General features: G+C 75.0%; 3 protein-coding genes and 1 pseudogene. 3 read left to right on the top strand and 1 reads right to left on the bottom strand.

Annotated elements, in window-relative coordinates:
* Window positions 1-56 precede the first annotated feature (56 nt).
* A complete protein-coding gene (locus E1283_RS34080) occupies window positions 57-902 on the top strand; it encodes a MerR family transcriptional regulator (protein ID WP_132822037.1) in 846 nt (281 codons plus the stop codon).
* Window positions 899-1,756 (top strand): hypothetical protein, encoded by an 858-nt coding sequence (locus tag E1283_RS34075; protein WP_132822036.1) that lies wholly within the window; start codon window positions 899-901, stop codon window positions 1,754-1,756. The genes E1283_RS34080 and E1283_RS34075 overlap by 4 nt, the downstream gene beginning before the upstream one ends.
* 138 nt (window positions 1,757-1,894) lie before the next feature.
* Here the strand turns inward: E1283_RS34075 and E1283_RS34070 are convergent, their stop codons facing one another.
* The gene (locus E1283_RS34070) at window positions 1,895-2,542 is read right to left on the bottom strand and encodes a transglycosylase SLT domain-containing protein (RefSeq protein WP_132822035.1); all 648 of its coding nucleotides are present in this window, start codon (window positions 2,540-2,542) and stop codon (window positions 1,895-1,897) included.
* 538 nt (window positions 2,543-3,080) lie between these two features.
* Between E1283_RS34070 and E1283_RS34065 the strand changes: the two are divergent.
* Window positions 3,081-3,266, top strand: a pseudogene (locus E1283_RS34065) (ferredoxin); the annotation flags it as partial.
* Window positions 3,267-3,343 lie beyond the last annotated feature (77 nt).

Raw genomic sequence — 3,343 nt, 5'->3', positions numbered from 1 at the left:
CCCCCGACCCCCGCACCCCTTGACCTTGTCGCGGCGACAACGTTTCCACTGGAGTCATGCGGATCGGAGAACTCGCCGACATCGTCGGCGTCACCCCACGCGCCGTGCGGCACTATCACCGCATCGGCCTGCTGCCGGAGCCGGCGCGACATCCCAACGGCTACCGCGACTACACGCTGCGTGACGCGGTGGAGCTCGCCCGGGTCAGGCGCCTGCGGGACCTCGGGCTGAGCCTCGACGAGGTCCGCGACGTGCTCGCCGAGGACGCCGGGAAGGACCTGGTCGAGGTGCTCGCCGAGCTCGACGCCGACCTGGCCCGCCAGGACGCCGACATCCGGCGGCGCCGCGCCCGCCTCGCCCAGCTGCTGCGGCAGGCGGAGCGGGGCGGCAGCGTCGCCGAGGCGCCGGTCTCCCCGGAGCTCGCCGCCCTCTTCGACGACATGGCCCGCGCGTCGGCCGAGCGCGGCGGCCCCGAGCCGGCGTGGGCGGCGCGGGAGCGCGAGCTGCTCGCCATGCTGGAGACCGGCTTCCCGCCGAGCGGGGAGCGCGGCTGGCTCGACGGGCTGATGGCCGCGCTGAGCACCGGGCCCGAGGCCGTCACCCGCGCCTACGAGGTCTACGCGCGGTTCGACGAGCTGGCGGACGCGGCCGAGGACGACCCCCGGGTCGAGCGGACGGCGCGGGCCATCGCCGACGGCATCCCGGACGGCGTGCGGGAGGCGCTCACGCCGCCCCACGACCTGTCGCCGGAGAACCTGGGCGGCGGCCTCGCCGAGGCGTTCTTCGCCGAGTTCACGCCGGCCCAGGCGGCGGCCGTCCGGCGGGCCGTCGAACTGCTGCGGGAGCCGGACCCGCAGGAGCCGGACCCGCGGGAGCCGGACCCGCGGGAGCCGGACCGGTGACCGGGCCGAGGCCGCTACGCCGGGTGGTGCGCTGGTCGCTCGCCGCGCTGCTGCCCGGTGAGCTGGCGCTGGTGGTCTGCGTGCTGGCCGGGGTGCGGATCCCGCCGGCGGCGCGGCTGGCCGTGGAGCTGGCCGTGCTCGCCGTGCTGGTGGCCACCGGCACGCTGCTGGCCCTCGACCACCGCCGGCACCGGCGCGCCGGCCTGGGCCGGCGCCAGGCCCTCGGCGCCGCCGTCGCGGACACCGTGCCGGCCGCGGTGCGGCGGCTCACCGCGCACGAGATCCACCTGTCGACCAGCTTCCTGCGCTGGATCACCCGCCGCGGGCCGCACGGCGTGCGGGAGGGCGACGTGCCGGTGCCGTACGCCTCCGGGCAGGCCGCCGTCATGTTCTGCTTCCTCTTCGCCTCCGTGCTGGAGACGGTGGTCCTCGCGCTGCTCGTGCCGTGGCCCGTGGTGCACCTGATCACCCTGGTCGTCGGCGTCTGGGGGGTCTACTTCGTGATCGCGCTGCACGCCTCCTGCGTGGTCCGCCCGCACGTGGTCGGCGCCGACGGCTCGCTGCGGCTGCGCTACGGCGCGCTGCTGGACGTCCGGATCCCGGCCGGGCGCGTCCTCGCGGCCCGGGTCGACCGCCGCTTCCCCGGCACCCGCCCGGGCGCCGTCGACGCGGACGGCGTCGCCGAGCTCGCCGTGGGCAGCCAGACCACGGTCACCGTGGAGCTGACCGAGCCGGTCGACTTCACCCGGCCCCTGGGCCGCCGGGCCAGGGCCGGTGCGTTCCGTCTCTACGCCGAGGACCCGGCGGCCACCGTCGCCGCGCTCCGCGCCCACGCGGGCCTGGACCGGGCCTGAGACGCCCGTGACCGCGTGGCCCCCGCGAGGGGAGGGGCCACGCGGTCGCGCCGCGCACGGCCCCGCCCGGGCGGCACGACGACGCCCCGCCGGCGGATGCCGGCGGGGCGTCGGTGTCGCGGTCGGGCGTCGTCCGGATCAGTACGCGTGGTTCACGTTGTCCATCGAGCCGTACCGGTCGGCGGCGTAGTTGCAGGCCGCGACGATGTTGGCGACCGGGTCGTAGACGTCGTCCTTGGTGCCGTTCACGTGGTACTGGTCGAAGGTCGGGTCGATGACCTGCAGCAGGCCCTTGGACGGGATGTTCTCCTGGGCGTTGGTGTCCCACATGTTGATCGTGTACGGGTCACCCGAGGACTCACGCATCAGGTTCTTGTAGATGCCGTCGTAGGTACCCGGGATGTCGTTCTCGTTCATGACCTGCAGCGCGTCGTTGATCCACTCGTCGATCTGGTCGTCGCTCGCGGGCTTCGCCTTGGGCTGGTCCTCACGGGCGATCGGGATCAGTCGGCCGTCGTTGTCGAACTGGGCGCCACGGCCCGGGTCGTCGACCGGCTTGCTGCCACTGTCGGCACTCGGGGTGTCGCTCTTCGTGGCCGTCGTCTGGGTCTCGTTCACCTGCTGCGACACCTGCTGGGTCGAGGCCGTCGCCTCAGACCCGTGGTCGGCGGCGTGAGCCGGCAGGGTCAGGGAGACAGCCACGGCCGCCGAGGCGGCCGCGAGGCAGGCCACCCGCGCCGGCGGGCGGCGCAGCGCGGTCGCGACGGTCGTCTTGATGGCGGGCATGGATCCACCTCTCGAGCGGGGGTTCGGGATTCGTCTGCCGAGCCGATGCGCGGCGACGTGGCCCAGTGTTAGGAACCCCGGGGCCCGGAGGCAAAGGTGTGACCTACGAAGCCGACCCGCGAGAACCGCGGTCGACCGGCGCGCCCGGGCCGGTGCGAGCGGCCCCGGCGCCCCGCCGTCCTACGATCCGCCGTCGGACGTGACGGCCGTCTCATCGGCGAGGTCACATCCGCCCCCCTTCGCGGCCACGCACCGTGGAACGCGCCGGCGCACACCGTGAGGAGCGAGGGCGGGCGTCGCGCCCCATTCGTTGCCCGTCGTGTGGGATGTCAAACGGAAGGTAATCGGCCCCGGGGTGGTCGGTATCGGTCAGTGTTAAGTCAGTCGCTTGACGTAAAAGATGGCGCTCGGTTCCCTGGACAGGCGGGCCGGCCGGGGGCGAGGGCTGTCGGCCGTGCCGGCTCGACGGCCCGGACGTCGGCGGGTCGCGTGACGTCCCGGCCCGCCGCCGAGCGGCCGGGGAGAGGAGGTGGCGACCGTGCGTGTCACCGTCGACACGGACCGGTGCTGCGGCTCGGGCCAGTGCGTGCTCCTGGCGCCCGAGGTGTTCGACCAGCGCGAGGAGGACGGGATCGTGGCCCTGCTCGCGCCCCGCCCGGCGCCGGCCCACGAGGCGGCGGTCCGCGAGGCCGCCGTCGTCTGCCCGGCCGGGGCCATCACCGTCGGGGAGACGACTCCCGAGCGGGGTCACGACCAGCGGAAGGACGGAGGGCGGCGGAGGGACGGGGGCCAGAGGAAGGA

Source organism: Streptomyces hainanensis, assembly GCF_004348415.1.
GTDB classification, from domain to species: Bacteria; Actinomycetota; Actinomycetes; order Streptomycetales; family Streptomycetaceae; genus Streptomyces; species Streptomyces hainanensis.
This window is presented reverse-complemented; position numbering and strand designations above follow the sequence as displayed.

Bases quoted from the DNA above. Each gene is read 5' to 3' on its own strand.
- E1283_RS34080 (WP_132822037.1), top strand. From the start codon at position 57: ATGCGGATCGGAGAACTCGCCGACATCGTCGGCGTCACCCCACGCGCC.
- E1283_RS34070 (WP_132822035.1), bottom strand. From the start codon at position 2,542: ATGCCCGCCATCAAGACGACCGTCGCGACCGCGCTGCGCCGCCCGCCG.